15 protein-coding genes and 1 other RNA gene are annotated in these 19,595 nt (G+C 49.2%); 4 read left to right on the top strand and 12 right to left on the bottom strand.

Translation table 11 applies throughout. The features are described 5' to 3' along the window. The first annotated feature begins 8 nt into the window (after positions 1 to 8). Entirely contained in the window at positions 9 to 2,108 is a 2,100-nt protein-coding gene (locus AC07OI_RS04775) for a TonB-dependent receptor (protein WP_495256447.1), read from the top strand. Positions 2,109 to 2,176: 68 nt separating this feature from the next. Here AC07OI_RS04775 and AC07OI_RS04770 read toward each other — a convergent pair whose 3' ends face one another. Then, positions 2,177 to 5,746: a M1 family aminopeptidase gene (locus AC07OI_RS04770; RefSeq protein ID WP_495256446.1), complete on the bottom strand. Its 3,570-nt coding sequence runs from the start codon at positions 5,744 to 5,746 to the stop codon at positions 2,177 to 2,179. Between the two features lie 9 nt (positions 5,747 to 5,755). After that, on the bottom strand, positions 5,756 to 6,664 hold the full coding sequence (locus AC07OI_RS04765) for an ABC transporter ATP-binding protein (RefSeq protein ID WP_495256445.1): 909 nt from the start codon (positions 6,662 to 6,664) through the stop codon (positions 5,756 to 5,758). A 230-nt stretch (positions 6,665 to 6,894) separates the two neighbouring features. Between AC07OI_RS04765 and ffs the strand changes: the two genes are divergently transcribed. Further along, positions 6,895 to 6,993, top strand: an RNA gene (gene ffs, locus AC07OI_RS04760) — signal recognition particle sRNA small type. A gap of 76 nt (positions 6,994 to 7,069) precedes the next feature. Here ffs and AC07OI_RS04755 read toward each other — a convergent pair. From AC07OI_RS04755 to AC07OI_RS04725, 7 genes are all read right to left on the bottom strand, one after another. Then, positions 7,070 to 9,343 carry an ATP-binding protein gene (locus AC07OI_RS04755; RefSeq protein WP_495256444.1) on the bottom strand — a complete coding sequence of 758 codons (2,274 nt, stop codon included), beginning with the start codon at positions 9,341 to 9,343 and terminating at the stop codon, positions 7,070 to 7,072. An 82-nt stretch (positions 9,344 to 9,425) separates the two neighbouring features. After that, a complete protein-coding gene (locus AC07OI_RS04750; protein ID WP_495256443.1) occupies positions 9,426 to 9,908 on the bottom strand; it encodes a cache domain-containing protein in 483 nt (160 codons plus the stop codon). Positions 9,909 to 10,294: 386 nt separating this feature from the next. After that, positions 10,295 to 11,605: an MFS transporter gene (locus AC07OI_RS04745; RefSeq protein ID WP_495256442.1), complete on the bottom strand. Its 1,311-nt coding sequence runs from the start codon at positions 11,603 to 11,605 to the stop codon at positions 10,295 to 10,297. Between the two features lie 16 nt (positions 11,606 to 11,621). Then, on the bottom strand, positions 11,622 to 12,665 hold the full coding sequence (locus AC07OI_RS04740; RefSeq protein ID WP_492702916.1) for a MerR family transcriptional regulator: 1,044 nt from the start codon (positions 12,663 to 12,665) through the stop codon (positions 11,622 to 11,624). A gap of 82 nt (positions 12,666 to 12,747) precedes the next feature. Further along, entirely contained in the window at positions 12,748 to 13,176 is a 429-nt protein-coding gene (locus tag AC07OI_RS04735; protein ID WP_495256441.1) for a DoxX family protein, read from the bottom strand. Between the two features lie 151 nt (positions 13,177 to 13,327). Next, positions 13,328 to 14,254 carry an Hsp33 family molecular chaperone HslO gene (gene hslO, locus AC07OI_RS04730; protein ID WP_492702918.1) on the bottom strand — a complete coding sequence of 309 codons (927 nt, stop codon included), beginning with the start codon at positions 14,252 to 14,254 and terminating at the stop codon, positions 13,328 to 13,330. Positions 14,255 to 14,267: 13 nt separating this feature from the next. Beyond that, on the bottom strand, positions 14,268 to 14,792 hold the full coding sequence (locus AC07OI_RS04725) for a gamma carbonic anhydrase family protein (RefSeq protein WP_495256440.1): 525 nt from the start codon (positions 14,790 to 14,792) through the stop codon (positions 14,268 to 14,270). Positions 14,793 to 14,874: 82 nt separating this feature from the next. Here AC07OI_RS04725 and AC07OI_RS04720 point away from each other — a divergent pair, with 82 nt between their 5' ends. After that, complete coding sequence (locus tag AC07OI_RS04720) at positions 14,875 to 15,678, top strand: ferritin-like domain-containing protein (RefSeq protein ID WP_495256439.1); 804 nt, start codon at positions 14,875 to 14,877, stop codon at positions 15,676 to 15,678. 14 nt (positions 15,679 to 15,692) lie between these two features. On the opposite strand, the gene AC07OI_RS04715 is transcribed toward AC07OI_RS04720, so the two are convergent. Continuing rightward, positions 15,693 to 16,313: a GIN domain-containing protein gene (locus tag AC07OI_RS04715; protein WP_492702921.1), complete on the bottom strand. Its 621-nt coding sequence runs from the start codon at positions 16,311 to 16,313 to the stop codon at positions 15,693 to 15,695. 107 nt (positions 16,314 to 16,420) lie between these two features. Next, positions 16,421 to 16,954 carry a GNAT family N-acetyltransferase gene (locus AC07OI_RS04710; protein WP_495256438.1) on the bottom strand — a complete coding sequence of 178 codons (534 nt, stop codon included), beginning with the start codon at positions 16,952 to 16,954 and terminating at the stop codon, positions 16,421 to 16,423. A 210-nt stretch (positions 16,955 to 17,164) separates the two neighbouring features. Between AC07OI_RS04710 and AC07OI_RS04705 the strand changes: the two genes are divergently transcribed. After that, positions 17,165 to 17,719 carry a flagella assembly protein FlgT middle domain-containing protein gene (locus AC07OI_RS04705; RefSeq protein ID WP_492702923.1) on the top strand — a complete coding sequence of 185 codons (555 nt, stop codon included), beginning with the start codon at positions 17,165 to 17,167 and terminating at the stop codon, positions 17,717 to 17,719. A gap of 23 nt (positions 17,720 to 17,742) precedes the next feature. On the opposite strand, the gene AC07OI_RS04700 is transcribed toward AC07OI_RS04705, so the two are convergent. Further along, positions 17,743 to 19,458 (bottom strand): acetate--CoA ligase, encoded by a 1,716-nt coding sequence (locus AC07OI_RS04700; protein ID WP_495256437.1) that lies wholly within the window; start codon positions 19,456 to 19,458, stop codon positions 17,743 to 17,745. Positions 19,459 to 19,595 lie beyond the last annotated feature (137 nt).

Genomic DNA, 19,595 nt, shown 5'->3' with positions numbered 1-19,595 from the left:
GGAAGTTCATGAAAGCCTGCCTGACCCCTATAGCTGCTTTGCTCAGCAGTGTAATTTTGCCCGTCTTTGCCCAGTCGCAGACACCTGAATCCGCCTTACCAGAAGTGCAGATCACCAGTAGCACCGAGAAAACTTATCGCGCCAAGTCGACAATAACAGCCACCAAAACTGATACCTTGTTGCTGGACACGCCTCAGGCCGTGACTGTTATCAGTAAAGACCTGATCCGCGACCAAAGCATGCAAAGCCTTGGTGATGTCGTCCGCTATGTGCCTGGTATCGTTGCAGCGCAGGGGGAGGGGAATCGCGATACGGCGGTGTTCCGCGGTAATAGTTCCACTGGCGATTTTTATGTGGATGGCATCCGTGACGACGTGCAGTATTACCGGGATTTTTACAATATCGATAGTGTTGAAGCCTTGAAGGGCTCAAATGCAATGATTTTTGGTCGTGGTGGTTCTGGTGGCATCATTAACCGCGTCACCAAGCAGCCTGAATGGCGTGATGTGCGTGAGGCCAGTATCACTTTGGGATCATGGAACCATCGTCGCATGACGGCTGACGTGGGCCAGGGTATTACCGATAATACAGCCTTGCGCATCAATGCTGTCGTTGAAGATTCTGGCAGTTATCGCCAGGGCTTCAAACTCAAGCGATCGGGTGTGAATCCATCCCTCTCAGTGCGTCTTGGCAGTGATACTTTGCTTGCTGTCGCCTACGAACATTTCAAGGATGAAAGAACCGCTGACCGTGGTGTACCATCCTATCAGGGACGTCCTTTGGATACAGATGCAGGCACTTTTTTTGGTAATCCCGACATCAATACGACCTGGGCCAGGGTCGACGCCCTGTCTGCGCTTATTGACCATGATTTTGGTCAGGGATGGAATCTGCGTAACCGCACACGCTACGCTGAATACGACAAGTTTTATCAAAACATCGTGCCAGGCACTTTGAATACTGCTGGCACGACGGTTGCTCTGTCTGGTTATAACAATGCAACCCGGCGCAAGAACTTCTTTAATCAGACTGATTTGATCTTTGGTTTGAACACGGGCGGTATAAGCCACAAGTTTGTGGCCGGTCTGGAGTTGGGCCGTCAGGAAACCGATAACTTGCGCAACACTGCTTATTTCCTTGCCCTCGGCCCTAATATTACGTCCATCAATGTGCCATTATCCAGCCCAATGGCAAATACGCCAGTGACTTTCAGGCCATCTATGACGGATGCCAGTAACAGCGGTACAGTCACCAGCAAGTCAGTTTATCTGCAAGACCAGATGATATTGTCGCCGCAATGGCAATTGGTGGCTGGTTTGCGTCGCGACAGCTTCGACGTGGATTTCACCAACAAGCGCACGGCAGAAAATCTGAAAACCACAGATACACCTGTTTCTCCACGTCTTGGTCTGGTATTCAAACCGGTCAAGGAAGTAGCGGTTTATGCCAGTTACAGCCTGGCCTTTGTACCGCGAGCCGGAGATCAATTGTCCTCTTTGAGCCTGAGCAATAAAAACCTGGATCCAGAAAAATTCAGGAATCTGGAACTGGGTCTCAAATGGGATATTAATCCTGACCTGACGGCCAGTGCAGCCATTTATCAACTTGATCGTAGCAATGTTGCCATTGCAGATCCGGCAGATAACAGCAAGACTATCCTGGTGGATGGTCAGCGCAGCAAAGGCTTGGAGGTGGGATTCAATGGGAAAATCAACCGCAATTGGAGCATCATGGGCGGTTACGCCTATCAGGATGCAAAGATTACCAAGACTCAGTCGGCCACTGTATTGGCAGGTGCGACATTGGCACAGGTGCCACAGCACAGTGCATCCTTATGGAATCGCTACGACTTCAATCCCGCTTGGGGAGCTGGTCTGGGGATTGTGTATCGCAGTGCGATCTTTGCGGCGACGGATAATGCAGTGACTGTGCCGGGCTTTAGTCGCCTGGATGGCGCTGTATATTATGGGCCGAATAAAACGATGAATGTGCAGGTGAATGTAGAGAACTTGCTGGATAGAAAATACTATGCTTTTGCCAATAGCAACAGCAATATCACACCCGGTTCACCTCGTGCCTTGCGTGTCAGCCTGCACGCAAGTTTCTGATTGCAGCGTATGTTGAAATGGCAAAGGCGAACTCTTGAGGTTCGCCTTTGTTCGTGCTTATGGGGGATTTACTTGTTCGTTATTTCAATCTTGACCAAATTATCATCCGGCTTACGATCAACATACTTGATGTCCGGGTCTATGCCAGCTTTAGCAGGCAAGCCTTTGACAATGAGCTTGAACTCCATTTCTTTTTGCTTGATGAGCTGGCGTTGACGCAGCAAGGGTTTGCCATCTTTGTCGTCTATGCCTATATCCATCCAGTCTTTCAGAGGGACTTCTTTTTCTACACCCAGTTCATCTGCCTTGAGCTTATTGCTGGTGACTTTGAGTGATACTTCGTACTGACCGTCTGGCAAGGGTTTGGCAGTTGCTGAAATGGCGCGGTTTTCATACAGGGTGATGGAGTCAAACAGATCATCAATCACATATTGCTGCTCAACTGGCGTGACTTCGCGCAGGGCCCTGGTCAGGGCTGTGCTGCTAGGGTAAGGTGCACCCTTGTTGGCATGGCGGGCAATGACTTCGCGCAGAGCTTGATTGACTTTGTCTTCACCTATCTGGTCTTGCAGCAAGTACATGGCCAGGCTGCCTTTGGCATAATGGATGTAGTCTTGATTTTCATTTTGCGCCAGCGGCAATTCTTTTTTCCTTTCCTGGCTGCGGCCTTGCAGATACCTGTCGAGTTCAAACTGCAGGAAACGGCGCATGGTTGCATCACCATAGGTATGCTTCATGACCATCAGGGCAGAGTACTGCGCCAGGGTTTCTACCAGCACTGTGCCACCCTTACTATTGCCCGAGATGACCTGGTGTGCCCACCATTGATGGGCGACTTCATGCGCCGTTACATAGAATGGATAATCAACTTCCTTGGGGTTATTGTCATCGACGCGGGCAATGAAACCTATGCTTTCTGAAAACGGTATGGTGTTAGGGAAAGCCTGGGCAAACCTGGCATAACGTGGAAATTCGATGATACGAACCAGTTTGTGCTGATACGGGCCAAAGTTTTTGGTGTAGTAATCCAGAGACTTTTGTACGCCTTTTACCATGCGGTCTACATTGTATTCATGACCTTTGTGATAATCGATTTCTATGCGGATGTTTTGCCATTGCGCCTGCTTCACTTCATAACGACCAGACAGGAAGGCATAAAAGTTCAAGATAGGCAGCTCGGGCACGTAGTGAAAATAATTACGGCCATGTTCTTGCCACTGGCGCTTTAAGGTGCCAGGCGCAACAGCCATCTGGTCTGCCGAGGTGGACACTATTGCATCAAAATTAATCCAGTCGGCATCATTGGCAATATAGCTGTTTTCCAATGCCTTGGGATCATCCCTTTCTGCCATTCTCTCTTTTTCAGGTAATCCATGTTCACGCCTGGTTTTATCCTCGCGGAGTTCCAGTGCTGGCTGATAGCCTATATGCGGCATCAACATGCTGTTAAAGAAGCTGCCGTTATAGTAAAGAGGGCTGCCCTGGCTCATGCCCAGAAAGTTTTTGGGTGCGATTCTGAGTTCAAAATTGAGATTCAATTTTTCACCCGCTGCCAGCGGCTTTTCCAGCTTGTAGCTATGAAACCCCAGTTTGTTATCGACTATATTTTTTTCATTGGCAAAATCGAATTCCATCTTGACGATGTCTACATCTTCTTTTTGCGTAATAAAAATCTCTTGGATAGCCTGCTTGCTGCGATTGACCAGTTGATAGCTTCCTTTGATATTCGCGCTCCGCGTTTCAGGGTAGATATCTACATTCAATTTGACATCGCTGATGCGTGGTTGTGCCTGGATGGCATATTGTTTATAAAGTTTTTCATAGTGGGCATTGTCGGCTTGCTCTGCAAACTGGTTTTGGTAGGGATTGAGGATATTTGTAAAATAAAAGATGGCAGCGCCAGTCAACACGAAAATGCTGGTGCCCCCCAGCAGCAAAATCGAATTACCGCCTGTGAAAGCCTGTTTTGCCAAGCGTAAACGCAGGCGGAAATCGGTAGTCGTGCCGCGTACCCACATCATCAAAGACAGGCTCACCAGTACCAAAGCTGCACCAGTCCAGTAACTCAGATACCAGCGTGATGTTGCCAGCATGTGGCCATAGCCATTCATATCTGAGTAAATGATATGTGGTGTCACTGCATAGCGGAACATGGGATGTTCAATACCCATTGCTGGCAAGGCTATCGTGGCAGCGTAATACAGCACGATCATGAAATAAGCCAGGTACTTGTGATTGACGATAACTTGCAAGGACATCGCGAGGACTGCCAACAAGGCATATTCCGGCCACTGCATTAAAAACAGCTGCTGTACATATTGGGCTATCTCATAATTGGTATAGCCTTTGATAGTCTGCAGCAGGATGCCGCATAACATCAGCACGAAAAGCATGATGCCCTGCAAGGCGATCAGTGCGATCAGTTTTGCAGTGAATGGCAGGTAATTGGGGGCGGGCAGAGCATCGAGTAATTGCGCAATGCGGGCATCTCTTTCACGCCACACCAGTTCACCTGCGTAAAAAGTGGTGATGGCGAGCATGAATATGCTAAAGCTGCCGCTGAGAATCTCCAGTACCGCATAAGTCACGGGGTAAGTGGGTGTGCCAAACATTTTGGTGATGGAGCTGGAAATCGCAAACATGAACAAAACACCCGCCAGCAGCATGACGATGAAATACACGTTTTTTACTGATTCCCGCAAATTCAACATGCTTTCGGCGTACAGCAACTTCAAGCCCCTGTTACCGGTGAAATTGGGCGTCACTTTTTGCAGTTGTACTGCGACTGGGGTAGCCACTACCTTTTCTTTCTTTTGCCTGCCTGTCGTGTTGATGGTAGCGAATTTAAAGCGCCAGTAGCACAGCACCAGACTGGCAAGACCAAGACTCAGCCATATCAGACGGTTGATGAGGAAAACACCATCCAGCGCAATCTGGCGGGTATTCTTGTCAGCTATGCTCCAGTATTCAGTCATCATGCTGACTGCAGAAGAACCAAAGGGATCAAGCAGGGCAGCCATGGTCTTGTTATCCAGATCCGCCCGCAATGAACGGGCGACCAGATAGCCAATAATCAAAAGTACACTGGCCACATACACTGGCATCATGCGGCGGGTGAGTGCGCCAAGGGTAAAGAAAATGCCGCCAAAAATAATGAAGTTTGGCAAAATCGCATACAGATAGGGCATGAGATATGACAAAGGCTGTACTGCGCCCAACCTGACGGCTTCTATGCCCGGCAAATAGCAACCCAGCCATGCACCCAGACCGAGACCGGAAAAGATGATGATGGAAGTCAACAGGGCACCTGAAAACCGGCCTGCAAGATATTGGAATTTGCTGATGGGGGCACTGTAGAAAAAATGCCAGGTGTGGTGTTCAATATCCTGGTGTGTCGCTTGCCCCATTAATGCAGCGACTGTACTGATGCCCAGATAGCCAAGAAAGGTGATGCTTTGAAAAACTGCCATTGGTGCATTGATATAAACCTTGCCACCGAAACCGATGGACGCACCAGTGAATAAACCACCTGCTGCTGCCATCCATAGCAGGGCCAGGGAAAAGAAAACCAGAAAATAGACATAGCTGGACAGGCTGCGTGCCTTTTGACGCAGCTCAAACATGAGTATCGCTAACATGACGACTCCTCAGGCTGCGCGTTGAACTGGCAAGGCAGCAGAGCTGGACAGCAAGCCAGCCATCGCAGAAAAATACACATCTTCCAGATTACCCTGGGTGGCCTCAAAGCTGCTATCTGGCTGTGTATCTGCATACACGTGGATGAGGGTACGGCCCGAGGTCAGGCGGCTGGAGATGAGTTGATACTTTTGCTGGCAAGCTGCCAGTTCAGTCTTCTCTATAAAGCGTTTCCAGATTTTTCCCTGTATCTGCGCGATCAAAGAAAGTGGTTGTCCGGTCAGTATGACCTGGCCTTTGTTGATGACAGCCATGTTGTTGCACAGGTCAGCCACATCTTCCACGATATGGGTGGAGAGGATGACGATTTTTTCTGAGCCTATATCTGCCAGTAAATTATGGAAGCGTACCCGTTCTTCCGGGTCCAGGCCAGCTGTTGGTTCATCGACGATGATCAGTTTCGGGTCACCAAGCAGCGCTTGGGCAATACCAAAACGCTGGCGCATGCCGCCAGAAAAGCCACCCAGATGCTTGCTTTTGACGTTGTAAAGATTGGTTTGATGCAGCAAAGCCTCCACCACTTCTTTGCGCTGCTTGCGATTGTCCAAACCCTTCAGGACTGCAAAGTGATCCAGCAAGTCATAAGCGCTGACCTTGGGATAAAGCCCAAAATCTTGTGGCAGATAACCAAGCAAACGGCGTATCTGATCTTTTTGTTCATGGATATTGATATTGTCCAGCAGAGCAGTGCCTGAGTCAGCATCCTGTAATGTCGCCAGCGTGCGCATCAGGGTTGATTTGCCTGCACCATTCGGCCCCAGTAAACCAAACATACCGGCGGGTATGGTCAGGTTGATATCATTGAGTGCCTGTACGCCGTTACTATATTGTTTTGATAGTTGTTGTATGCGAAGTTCCATGCTTTTATCCTTGTTGTGATTGAACTGCTCCTTGCGCGGTTGGCGCGGGCAGACATATCTTATGTAAATGGAATGCGCAAATGGAAAGATGCGATGAAACCAGCTTGGGCAAGGACGGAAAGGAGAAATTGTGGATTGAACGGGTTTTCCTGGAGTGAGCCAGGTCCCTTGTCAGGCTTATTATGGCCAAAGTGCTGCAAGTTTGTGTCTGATGCGATATAATGCGCCTTGGCGGGCCCCTGCGCATTGCGGCGTGGCCAATCTGGTCAGGTCGGGAACGAAGCAGCCACAGTCACTTACCGCAAGTGCCGCAGACCAGGCTCGCCAACTTCCTGTTTTAAAATTCCCCTCAATCTACCCCTCGTCATGAATTTTGCATTCGTGGATTAGCGCTTCTACTTGCTTCTACGCAGCAAATCTGTCAGTTTGTTTAACCGGTGCAATCAGTGGAAGTAACAAGCTGAGCGTTGTTCCCTGACCTGGCTCACTATAGAGTTCAATTTTACCACCCAGTACATCAGTGACCAGGTTGTAGACGATATGCATACCCAGGCCTGATCCACCTTTCCCCAGTTTTGTCGTAAAGAAGGGATCAAATACGCGTGCCAGATGTTCGGACGAAATACCGCTTCCGTCATCGCTGAAGATAACTTCTACCTGATTCATTCCACAAAGCCTGGTCTTCAGATACATATTTCCTTGCTCTTTATGCTCAAAGGCGTGCGTCAGCGAATTATTGACGGAGTTTGTGAGAATTTGCGCCAATGCCCCCGGGTAGCTTTCCATCATGACCTCAGGTGCCAGTTCAATATGCAGGTGATGTTTGCTCCTGCTATACATGGGTTCCAGGGTGACCAGAATCTCATTCAGGGTGGCACACAGGTTAAAGCGACGTCTCTGATTGCCGGATTGATCCACTGCTACCTGTTTAAAACTGACAATAAGCTGAGCTGCTCTATCCAGGTTACGAACCAGTATATTGGCGCCTTTGATGGTTTCCTGTGTCAATTGTGCCAGGATGGAACGACGAGGTTGGCTGCTTGATAATTCATTCTCCATGCTACTCGCATGATCATGTATGGTGGAGGCAACGGTAACGCTATTACCTATGGGGGTATTGAGTTCATGGGCAATGCCCGCGACCAGTGAGCCCAGGGCTGCCATTTTTTCAGAACGTATCAACTCGTCCTGCATGGCGGTCAAACTGTCGAGCGCTATGCTCAGTTCCTCATTGGTTTTTTCCAGACTGCAGGTGCGTTGCCCTACACGTTCTTCCAGTTCGGAATTCAATTGGCGCATTTCGTTTTCGATACCGCGGATACGGCTGATATCGATAGGCGTAAAAATGACCATTCTGTCGCCATCTGACTCCAGCAAACGTGAAGACAATAAGCAAGTCGCTATGCTGCCATCCTTGTAGCGGAACCTCATTTCAAATTGGTCGACAAAGCCCTGCTCGTTAAGTAGTTTCAGGTAAACAGAGCGTAATGCAATATCCTCCCATAGCTGTAATTCCTGCGGAGTCTTTCCCAGAATTTCATCAGTGGCAAAGCCAGTCTGCCTGGCAAGACTATCGTTAATTTCTACAAATTGATCATTGCTCAATGTGATTAATGCCAGCGGCACCGGAGAATACTTGAATAAATTAACAAATTTGCTTTCGCTGATGCGAAGTGACATTTCCGATGTTCTGAGTGAGTTTTCAGAGCGATGCAGGCGGCGTATATGCAGCCATAGTAAAAATGTCAGCGTACTCAGCAAAAGTATCGTGGCGCCTGAAAACACTATGCGGTCGCGTGTGCGGTCGCGCCATGCGGCGAGAATTGAATCACTGTCACGCGCAAATACAGAAACAATGGGAAAACCAGCGATCTTGCGATAAGTGTATAGCCGTTCTATCTGATTTTTTTCATCGAGAAACCGGCTATCCCTGAAGCTGCCTTCAACGGCTTGCTTGAGCAAATCTTTGATAATTGGTGATTGCCGTATCTCTTTGCCCACATATTCTTTATCAAAGGGAAAGCGCACGATGACAGTACCATCCTCAGTGAATAAAGAGACCATCGCCTTGCTATCTTTGGCAACCCTGGCATACACAGAACTGAAATAAGAAACGCTGATGTCGGTACTGATAATACCCAGATGTTTGCCATTGTCTGCAAACAGATTACGTGCGATGGGTACGACGAGTTCAGTATCGTAAAAACGCTGAAAGGGATGGCCAATCACGGCATGCCTGATCTCAGGATGTTTCAGCAATAGCGGAATATAAGTTCTTTCATCTGCATCGACCTGATAGGCTGGATAATCTATGGTGCTGACAAAGGCTTTGCCCGATGGATTGACATATTGCAGTGCTTTTAATACCTTGTTGAAGGGTTGTGCCTTGGTGATCAGTTCGCGGATGATATCGTCATTGAGTTCACGTTCGCGGCTGATAGACTGTATGGCCTGAATGACGGTGCTAAGGTTACCGTCTGCCTCGCGCAGGGTCTGAGTAGCATGCTCTTCCAACAGGCGGACAGCTACCAGGCCATTTTCATATTCAGATTTAAAAGTGACGCTACGGTCTTGCGAGACAGCCCACCAGGTTTGCAAAATAATGGCAGCAATTGTCAGACCTGCAAGTAGCAGGAAAATGACACCAGCAACTTTGGGTCGTTCAACCGATGTTGCCATGCTGTCCCTTGTGTAAATATTTGTTGTTTGTCTCGTTGGTGCGCCGCTATGTCAGCCAAATATCAGCCAAGCCGCCTTAATCTTAATAGTATACCCCTGTTCCCAGACAGAAATCTTGTCCTGGAACTCTTTCAACATAGCCTCTTTTCTTTTCCAGGTCTTTGGTGACAGGGTTGGGCCAGCGATAATTTACCCATCCTTTGCCATTGGAAAAACATTTTTCCACCATCTCCTTGATCAGTAATACACCATCCTGGTCACGCATGTCGAGCATGACTTTGCCAACGATCTTGGGATTTTTGCCATGCACAGACTGATAGCCTTTCTGGTCCAGCGTGTACAGATAAAGATCACCCTTTTTATTGATCTCACTGACAGAGTTGAAAGGGCTGTCCAGTCTGTTGAATTCGATAATGGCTTTCACCACACCATGTATTTTGATGTATTCCTGGGCTTTTTGTATTAGGGCCAGAGCCTCGGCTTCTGTGCTTCTGTTTACTGCAGCCACCTGGAAAGAAACGCTGACAAGCAATCCTAGAGTCAAAGCGTAGCAAGTTCTTTTCATGCTGCTCCCCATATCTTGAAATAGTAAAGTGTATAGCCAGGACAGGCAAAGCTTGGCTCGTTGATTCAATTCAAGATTTTGTATGATAGGGCGAAAGCTGGCAAAGATAAGTCAAATGAAAATTAATTGTTGTTCAAATTAACTCGATTTAACAATAAAATTGTTGTTTTCTGGAAAGCACAGGCGGACTTTAATGGATAGTCACGAACCAGCAGAATCTCTTGCATTCTGCCAGTTATGACAACAGGGATTACATGGAGTTTGTCAGGGAATATGCTAGGGGTAGCATTTTGATATTGCCCTGGGCATGAATGAGATCCATGCAGAAGTGACTCAGGCTTTAGTGTGGCAGATTTTGTCAGCCTGAGTCAGTTTCTGGTTGGCACTTATGCAGTGGTGCGCTTGTCCGTCACTCTGGAGATAGGACTGATTTGCGTGGCCATGACGACGATCAATATCAACAGGCTGCCACTGCCCATGAATAATTGAGGAATAGTGATGCCGCGCAGCAGCCAGCCTGTAAATGCCGCCGAGACTGGCCCTATGCCCATGAAGATAAACATGAACATGCTCATGGCACGGCCTATCATATTTGGTGGTACCTGTTTTTGCACCCAGGTAAATACTGCCACATGTAAAAAACCACCCAGTATGCCTACGCTTAACAATATGCCCGCACCTTGCCAGCTGGCGCTGATCAGGCCCATGGGGATAAACAATATACCCACAATAAAATCGACCAGCAAAATAGTGCGTCCCAGATTGCCAAAACGCAGATTGGGTTTCATGCCTGCCAAAGCCATACCTAATAGCGTGCCTGCACCGTGTGAACCAGCCAGCAAGCCCAGTGCGCTGGCACTATTGCTGAGCTGATTTGCCATGACCGGCAAGGCAATCTGTATCGGCCCCATGATGAAGAAGGCGATCGCTGCCCAATAGATGAAGCAACTGCGCAATTGTTTCTCATTCCAGCAATAGCGCAAACCTTCTGTCAGTGATTGCAGCAATGCTGGTTTTTGTCCGATGGGAGCGAGGCCAGTGGGCGCAGGCATGTCAATCATCCTGACCTTGCTCAGTGTCCAGGCAGAAAATGCGTAGGTGAAGCAATCAAAGAAGAAAGCCGCTGCCAATCCTTGTGCATCGTTGACCATACCTTGCTCATGTGTACCGAACAAGGCAATCAGCAAGCCTGCCAGTACAGGGCCAATGAACATAGTCAACTGGCGCACGCCCAGCATGGTGCCATTCGCAGATTGCAACTGGGCTGGTGCGACTACACGTGGCAACATGGATGTGCCTGAAGGTATGCTGAAGGCGGTAGAGATACCCAGACCGAGGGCCAGGACATACACCATCCATAATTCCAGCTTGCCGTAAAAAATCAGTGCACTCAATATACCCAGCAGCAGCGTATTGATATACTTGGTTTGCATCATTACTGTCTTGGGTGAATAGCGGTCAACCACTGCACCTCCCAGCAATATCAACAATGCGCGTGGCACACTGATCAGTGCGAGCACGATACCCAGTATTAAAGTGTCGCCGGTCATCTTCAGCACCAGCCAGGGCAGGGCAATTAAAGTGAATTGATCACCCAGCATGGAGATGGCGCCGCCGCCTATCATCCACAGGAAATTACTGTCCTTGAACATACCCTTGGGCTTGCTGTCGGCTGTATTCTTGTTTATTTCGTTCATACTGTTTCCTTAAATTCTATTTCATTTCAAGGTAATTCTTTTCGAGAATTGCCATTCCCTGGCGAGCGTATGCAATGATGGATGGCGTCAATCCGCCTCCTATGCTTAGCTCTGGCTCTTTTTCATGGATGCTCCTGACCTTGAGCATGGTAGGCAGATGGTTACCCCAGGCATCCATAAACAGGGCGCGCCACTTGATTAAAATGGCTTGCACGTCAGGGTGTTCAGGTGGCAGGTTCAGGGCCATTTTTTGCCTTACCTCAGAAAAGATCCGTGTCCAGGATTCGGCATTTTTAAAAAAGGAGTGACGAAAATACTTCAGCTCTTCTTCACTCAGATGTTTTCTGTAAATGTCGTACCTGACCTCTACTGATGCCTGGGTGATGAAATCCATCATTTCATCATCCACACCGCTTAATGACTGCAGTGAAGGTTCTTTTCTGTGCATCAAAGTGAATTTGCTGAGTAATCTGGGATCAGGCATGATCTGGCTCATGGCTAGCACCCATTCCCTGGCCAATTGCTTGGCCGCAGGATCAAGCGGCGAGGTTTTTTGATCCAACAAGCTCCTGGCTGCCTGGATAAGGGGCGACATATGCGTTTCAAGCTTGCTTTTTGCCTGTAGCTCTAGTTCACGCATATGCAAAATTTCATCACGGCTGAAGTACTTGCCTATCAAACTCATCATTTCCAGTGTCGAAAGCCAATATTCCAGATTGGGTTCGCTTTTAGCTTTCAACACGTCAGACAATTGTTGCAGTCTGTCGCGTAACTCCATGCTCTGGGCAATTTGCTGATCCAGGCCAGAAATCTGCTCATCTATGATGCAGTGCAAGTCGCCACTGGCACCATTGATGACATCGCCCACTTCCGCCAGTGACAAGTCCAGGCGGCGCAGGGCTTGAATGTGATGCAGGCGCTTGATATCCGACCTGTCGTAGAGGCGATACCCTGCCTCTGAGCGGGCAGATGGCTTGAGTAAGCCAATTTTGTCGTAGTGATGTAGTGTGCGTATGGTCAGGCCAGTACGGCTGGCCAGTTCACCGATTTTCAATAACATACCTGATCTCCTTCAATGAGGGAGACTATAAAGCCTCACCTAATGTCAGGGTCAAAGGTTTTTTGAAAATATTTTTATTGCCCTATTTATTTGTTTTTTTATCTCGTTGTGGCCAATATGCCCACATGACGCCTAGCAAACTGGTCAGCAGGATAAATCCCCACTCCATGCCACCTTGACCCGGGCCAACGACATACCAACCGTATTGGGCATGGACATGGATCAATCCAAAGCAAATAACGACGATATGCCCTATGCAGGCAGGCACGACCAGGCGATTGGTAAGCAGAGCCAGGCTGCTGGCAGTTTGTACCAGCAATACCAGCCATGCCAGCGCAGTGCCCAAGGGATAACCGAGTTCAGTCAGGAAATCACCAAAGCGCGGGATATTTGCCATATGGGTGTAGCCATGCAGAGGATGCATCAAAATAATCAATGCGACACCTATGCGTACGATATCCATACCTCGATGCAGGTTTGCTGGATTTGTTTTATACCATTGCTGAATCATGGAAAGTCTCCTGAAAAATGAGCTTTCAACAATGGCAGAAAATAAAAGTTGTAATTGACTTATGTGATCAAGTCGTCTTGCAGAGTGATGAATTCAAGGCCGATTTTAGAGGGAATGGGTCCGGCAACAGTGGTCGCCAGACCGGTGGAAATCAATGCTTGATTTCTGGTGCTTTCAATGTGCCTTCTGTCAGTGTATTTGCAACGAATAACTGCGCGCAATCGACCTTGTCGAAGCCATAGTGCTTGCCACAGAAATCACAATTGATATCCAGTGTACCCAGGTCAGCAATGGCTGACTGTATTTCTTCTTCACCCAGCATTCTCAGCATGTCACCGACTTTTTCACGCGTGCAGTTGCATTGGAATTGCGGGTGCAAAGGGTCGAATACGCGTATGGTTTCTTCCCAAAACAGACGGTGCAAAAGTATGTCTATGCCTGTGCTTAGTAATTCAGGGCGCTTGAGGGTATCACCCAGCATGACGGCGTGGTTCCAGGCTTCGGTTTCATCTTCCACCTGCGCTTCAGTACCACCAGTTTTAGGCAGTTTTTGCAGCAGCATGCCGCGCGCGACCTGATCGTCAGCTGCCAGCCACAGCTTGGTATCAAGCTGCTCAGAGCGTTGCATATAGTTTTCTATGACAGTCGCGATACTGTCGCCATCCAGCGGCACGATGCCCTGGTAAGCCTGCTGACCTGGCAATTTATTGTTCGGGTCCAGAGTGATCACAAAACGACCTTTGCCGTGGGAATGGATCAGGTCAGTCAGGCTGGCATCATCGGCAATATTGGCATGCTCACTGAGTTTGGCAGTGGCGCGCATTTTCAGTTCGGCATCGCATTCAACCACCAGCAGCTTGACCGGGCCATCGCCATGGATTTGCATGATCATGGTGCCATCAAACTTCAGGTTGGCGGACAGCAGTGCAGATGCGGCCATCAACTCGCCCAATATGGTTTGTACGGCAGCCGGATAAGTCTTGCGGGCCAGGGTTTGTTGCCAGGTGTGGATCAGTTCGACCATTTCGCCGCGTACACCGGCGTGTTCGAACATGAATTTTTGTAGGGTATCAGTCATTATTATCGCTAAATCAGTCTATGCGTTTCAGTTGTGTTTTAAAGGCTTGCCCGCGTTTTACGTAAGTGTCGGCATTGCGCTGCAGGCCGGCAATATCTGCTTCGCCCAGTGTTCTGACTACTTTGGCAGGCGAGCCTATGATGAGGGAGTTGTCAGGGAATTCCTTGCCTTCGGTGACCAGTGCGCCAGCACCAACCAGACAGTTCTTACCTATCTTTGCGCCGTTCAGCACAACGGCCTGTATGCCTATCAACGAGCCATCGCCTACAGTGCAACCATGCAGCATGGCCTGGTGGCCGACAGTCACATTTTTGCCTATCACCATAGGATAGCCAGGATCAGTATGTAAAATGCTGCCTTCCTGTACATTGCTGTTTTCACTGATGGTAATCAATTCATTGTCGCCACGTATGGTGACATCAAACCAGATGCTGGCATTGGCTTCTATTTTGACTTTGCCTATGATGTTGGCACTGTCGGCAATATAGGCGGATGCATCAATTTCAGGGGCAAGGTCACCGAATTGGTAAATGGGCATGGTTATTCCGTAAAATGACGCTTTTTTAGCTAAAGCAGTATTGTAAACCTCTGCGGGCTTACTTGCCTGGCTTCACATGCATATGAAAGATAAAGTTATTAATGAGTTAAGAGCATGCGCATTGGCTGCAGTACTGGAACCACATCCTCAACGTAAATGTGAGGCTATTCATGCAATTCTCAAGGAGCCATTACTCGATGTCGCCACAGTTTTTGCTGAGCCGGAAGGCATACCTGGTCGCCTGAGTAAGCCTGAGCTGGTGCCGCCGGGCAAGGTGGGGCGGCGTGCCATGAATACGATAGAGGGCCGGGCGGTGCTGATTCATGCACTGGCGCACATAGAATTGAATGCAGTCAATTTGGCAGCAGACATCATCTGGCGCTTTGCTGGCATGCCTGCGCAGTTTTACCTGGACTGGTTGAAAGTGGTCAAGGAAGAGGCTTATCACTTTCAATTGCTGGTCGGACATTTACATACCCAGGGTTTTGCTTACGGAGACTTCCCCGCGCATAACAGCATGTGGGAAATGGCAGAGAAAACCAAGGGTGATCTATTAGCTCGCCTTGCGCTGGTGCCACGCACGCTGGAAGCACGCGGCCTGGATGCTACGCCTGCCGTCATGGCCAAGCTGGCGCAGGCGGGTGATCAGGCTGCTGCCAATATTCTGGCGATTATCCTGCATGATGAAATTGGCCATGTCGCCATCGGCAATTTTTGGTACAAGAAATTGTGTGCAGAGCAGGGCTTGGATATCATTTCGACATATGCCGAGATGACTCGCAAATACAAGGCCCCGCCTGTGCGGGGACCTTTTAACCTGGAGGGCAGGAGAGCTGCAGGGTTTGATGAAGATGAACTGCGTGCCCTGCAGGATGCAGCAAGCTGAACTGTTTATATTGTTTAGTCGCCAGCACGCACCGAGCCTATGCCATCCACAGACTTGCTGACGTTGCGTGGGCGGCCATAATAAGTCAGGCTGCCTATGCCTTGTACTGATGCATTCAGGCTCTCGCGGGCATTGACGGATACCGAACCTATGCCTTCTATGCGTACATCCACTTGCTCGGCAATCAGGTCCTTGGTTTCTACCAAGCCTACACCCTCGGCCCGCAGGGTAAATGATTTGACCTTGCCATTCGCGACCAGCATGCCTGCACCTTCATAATACAAGGCAAAGTGCGGGCCAGAGAGATTATTCAATACGGTTTTGCCTGCGCCTTCCATCTTGAACCGACTCATCTCAGGGATGCTGATGATGACCTGAGAGTTGTCACTGACCTTGATGGAATTCTTTTCTTTGTATGAAATGACCAGTTCATCGCCGATGACTTCAGTAATGACATTATTGACAAACCTTTCATTGCCCTTGACTTGTACAGACTGGGGTTTGCCAACTTCCACCACCAGGCTGAATGCGCTACGGGTCTTGATGGTCTTGAAGGCGGGCAGGTTACGGGTTTGCTCATCAGCAAAAGCGGTAGAACTGAGCAGCAGGGCAGCTATCAACAAGATGTGGCGCATGGTTTTCTCCAATGGTTGGTGTTTGCATTGGTGTCAGTATTGCCAATTTTGTCCTTGCCCGCCCCCGCTTTGCGATGAACTGCAAAATACTGGGGATGAGCCGCAATTCAGGCTGGGCGCACCGTGTTCAGTTTTTCATAGTGCAGCATATCCAGCCATACACCATTGCGAAAGACCGAGGTATGCGAGTGGCCATATTCTGTAAAGCCGCATTTGCGCATAATGGCCTGGGATGGCAGGTTGTCGATAATGACGGTCGCTTCAATCCGGTTCAGTTTGAGTTCTTCAAATGCCTGGCTGACTACGGCATTGACTGCTGCTGTCGCATAGCCATGCCCACCATGGCGCTGGCTGAAGCGGTAGCCCAGAAACGCTTTATGGTATTGATCTTGTTCAACGCCGCGCAGGGTGATACGCCCGACAACTTCATTTTCTAGCCAGGCCAGGTAGTGGTATTCACGATTGGCATTGGCCAGATATTGGGCTTGTTCCAGACTGGAACGTACTTCTGGCAGGCAATAAAAGTCATTGCCGCGGCTGGCTATCCATTCTTCAAAATGGTCGCGATTTTCCTGTTCAAATGCGAGTACGGCAGCGGCATCGTCGGATTTGACTAACGTAATGATCAGAGATGAACTCATGGATATGATTCGTCAAGGCTGGTTGGTGAATGAAGGATTGTAATGGATGCTTAAAGTTGTTGCTGTTACTGTCGTAATCAAGATAAACCACTTGCATTGAAGAATGTTATGACAGCACGCATAAGATCAATCGGCTCAATCAGCTCAATGGTAAACCGGATCGCGTTAATTTTACTCGGCGCATTCTTTTCTGCGCACTCCATCGCACAAATGACCGATCCCGGTTTGCCGCCTAATTTGCCACCCAATAAGGCCCTGGTATTGACAGGCTTTGCCGTCAGTAAGCCCGTGCAGGTACAGGATATTGATGATGCGGCCCAGGGTTTTCCCAAAGCGATTGCCCGCAGGCTCGTGCGTGAGCGGCAAGTGCAGGTGCGCACCTCGCCTGATCTATTATCGTTTGACTGGCAGCAGGATCAGCCACCAGTGAATCTTTTGCAGCAACTGGGGCAAACTTATGCCAGTCGCTACATCGTCTCGGGTGAGATACGCAATGCAGGTACCAAAATAGATACCAACCTTTTTGGTCTGACGCAAAAAAGAACCCGTGCCATAGAACTGGATGTGCGTATCTACGATGCGCGTACTGGTCAACTGCTGGCGCAGCAGGAATTTTCAAATACCGTTGTGGGAAATGTAAGTGTAGGGCGTGAACATGTTTTCGATGGTGCTGCGTTCAATAGCACACTGTATGGCAAGACCATCAGTGAGATGCTGGACCAGGTTGCCAACCTGGTCAGTGCCACGGTGATGGCGCAGCACTGAGCGGGTTTGAATTGTAGTCTGAATTATTTTGCTGCGCGCTCTTCTTCACGCAGCCGTAATATGCGCCGCTGTATTTTGCCTGTGGTGGTCATAGGCAAGGCGTCGATAAATTCTATCTCCTTCGGATATTCATAGGGGGCGAGTTTGCCGCGCACATGATCTTGCAATTCCTTGATCAGGGCACCATCACCCTGAAACCCCTGGCTTAACACCACATACGCCTTAACCAGGTTGCCGCGTTCTTTGTCAGGTTTTGGCACGACAGCGACGTTTGCCACTGCTGCGTGCTTGACCAGGCAATTCTCGATTTCTGAGGGGCCTATGCGGTAACCTGCAGCCTTGAACATATCATCTGCGCGACCTTGATACCACAGGTAGCCATCGGCGTCGCGGGTAGCCAGATCGCCAGTCCTGCACCAGTCACCAGTAAATTTATTGCGGGTTGCCGTATCGTTTTTCCAGTAACCAAGAAAGAATACTGGGTCAAGATGGCCGTAGGCATCATAGCGGCTCATGGCAACTTCGCCTATCTCACCATCTGCCACTTCCTTGCCATCGTCATCAATGATGGCAACCTTGTGCCCAGGATAAGGCCGCCCCATGCTGCCGGGTTTGGCGGGCCAAAATTGATTGCTATTGCCGACGATATAGTTCATTTCAGTCTGGCCAAACATTTCATTCGGTGTGATGTGCAGGGCTTTTTCACACCAGTTGAAGACCGCATCACCGACAGCTTCACCCGCAGTCATGACGGCGCGCAGGGCGAGCTTGTATTTTTTCCTGGGCTTGGGTTCAGCCTTCATCATCATTTTCAAGGCTGTGGGAAACAGGAAGGTATTCGTGACCCGGTATTTTTCCAGCAAGTAGTAGGCAGTCTCTGCAGTAAAACGCCCCTGGTAGCCAACGATGGGTTTGCCAAAATACAGGGTGGGCAATAAGGCATCCATCAAGCCGCCAGTCCAGGCCCAGTCAGCCGGTGACCAGAATACATCTTCGTCTTGCGGGAACCAGTTTTGCGATGCCACAAAACCAGTCAGATTACCGATAATGGCAGAATGCGGCAGCAGCGCACCTTTGGGGGCACCCGTAGTGCCACTGGTGTAAATCAGGATGGCCGGGTCGCTGGAGCGGGTGTCGGCAATGCTGGCGGTGACAGGCATGTTGGGTACATGTGTTTCCCAGTCTATGCAAGGCGGCATGTCGTTACTGGTGTCACAATCCACGGTAATCACGGTTTTCAGGTCGGGACAGCGGCTGCGTATTTCTTCAAATGCCTTTATCCCACTGTCATCCAGAACGATGGCGATGGACTGGCTGTGTTGCAACCGGTATTCCAGCGCCTCTGGCCCGAATAAAAAAGACAGGGGCATCACGATGGCACCGATTTGCAGGCAAGCCATGATGGTAATGGCGGTTTCTGGCCTTTGTGGCAAGATGCAGGCGATGACGTCACCACGCTGTATGCCTTCCTGCAAGAACAGATTGGCAAGCTGATTGGCTTGTTCATGCAATTGCAGATAAGTCAGGCGGCGGCTATTGCCTTCGCTATCTTCATACAGGATGGCAGTTTTCTTTGCATGCTTGTGCTTTGTTGCCCAACGGTGACAGCAGGCTTCTGCGATATTGAAATTGCTGGGTACATCCCACCTGAATTCGTGGTAGAGCTGCTCATAGTGATCAACATGGTCAACTTTTGTATCGTTTTTTGTCTTGTTTTTGAGTTTGTTCAACTGCTTCATCCTGTCTCCGTTATAATAATCGAACGGTCGTGCTATTGTGTGGTTGTGCTGCAAGTGCCCTGAGGCATTAGTATCATGCTACTTGATAATGCGCTTTGCAGGCTGGCGTTTGCCTGTATTTCCAGATGAAAAATATT

This window comes from Undibacterium sp. GW821-FHT07F11 (genome assembly GCF_059418665.1).
The sequence above is the reverse complement of the archived record's forward strand: the minus strand, read 5'-3'. Positions and strand labels throughout refer to the sequence as shown.

What these genes read in the sequence shown, in the direction of transcription:
- AC07OI_RS04775 (WP_495256447.1), top strand. Translation starts at nt 9, where the DNA reads ATGAAAGCCTGCCTGACCCCTATAGCTGCTTTGCTCAGCAGTGTAATT.
- AC07OI_RS04770 (WP_495256446.1), bottom strand. Translation starts at nt 5,746, where the DNA reads ATGTTAGCGATACTCATGTTTGAGCTGCGTCAAAAGGCACGCAGCCTG.
- AC07OI_RS04765 (WP_495256445.1), bottom strand. Translation starts at nt 6,664, where the DNA reads ATGGAACTTCGCATACAACAACTATCAAAACAATATAGTAACGGCGTA.
- AC07OI_RS04755 (WP_495256444.1), bottom strand. Translation starts at nt 9,343, where the DNA reads ATGGCAACATCGGTTGAACGACCCAAAGTTGCTGGTGTCATTTTCCTG.
- AC07OI_RS04750 (WP_495256443.1), bottom strand. Translation starts at nt 9,908, where the DNA reads ATGAAAAGAACTTGCTACGCTTTGACTCTAGGATTGCTTGTCAGCGTT.
- AC07OI_RS04745 (WP_495256442.1), bottom strand. Translation starts at nt 11,605, where the DNA reads ATGAACGAAATAAACAAGAATACAGCCGACAGCAAGCCCAAGGGTATG.
- AC07OI_RS04740 (WP_492702916.1), bottom strand. Translation starts at nt 12,665, where the DNA reads ATGTTATTGAAAATCGGTGAACTGGCCAGCCGTACTGGCCTGACCATA.
- AC07OI_RS04735 (WP_495256441.1), bottom strand. Translation starts at nt 13,176, where the DNA reads ATGATTCAGCAATGGTATAAAACAAATCCAGCAAACCTGCATCGAGGT.
- hslO (WP_492702918.1), bottom strand. Translation starts at nt 14,254, where the DNA reads ATGACTGATACCCTACAAAAATTCATGTTCGAACACGCCGGTGTACGC.
- AC07OI_RS04725 (WP_495256440.1), bottom strand. Translation starts at nt 14,792, where the DNA reads ATGCCCATTTACCAATTCGGTGACCTTGCCCCTGAAATTGATGCATCC.
- AC07OI_RS04720 (WP_495256439.1), top strand. Translation starts at nt 14,875, where the DNA reads ATGAAAGATAAAGTTATTAATGAGTTAAGAGCATGCGCATTGGCTGCA.
- AC07OI_RS04715 (WP_492702921.1), bottom strand. Translation starts at nt 16,313, where the DNA reads ATGCGCCACATCTTGTTGATAGCTGCCCTGCTGCTCAGTTCTACCGCT.
- AC07OI_RS04710 (WP_495256438.1), bottom strand. Translation starts at nt 16,954, where the DNA reads ATGAGTTCATCTCTGATCATTACGTTAGTCAAATCCGACGATGCCGCT.
- AC07OI_RS04705 (WP_492702923.1), top strand. Translation starts at nt 17,165, where the DNA reads ATGACCGATCCCGGTTTGCCGCCTAATTTGCCACCCAATAAGGCCCTG.
- AC07OI_RS04700 (WP_495256437.1), bottom strand. Translation starts at nt 19,458, where the DNA reads ATGAAGCAGTTGAACAAACTCAAAAACAAGACAAAAAACGATACAAAA.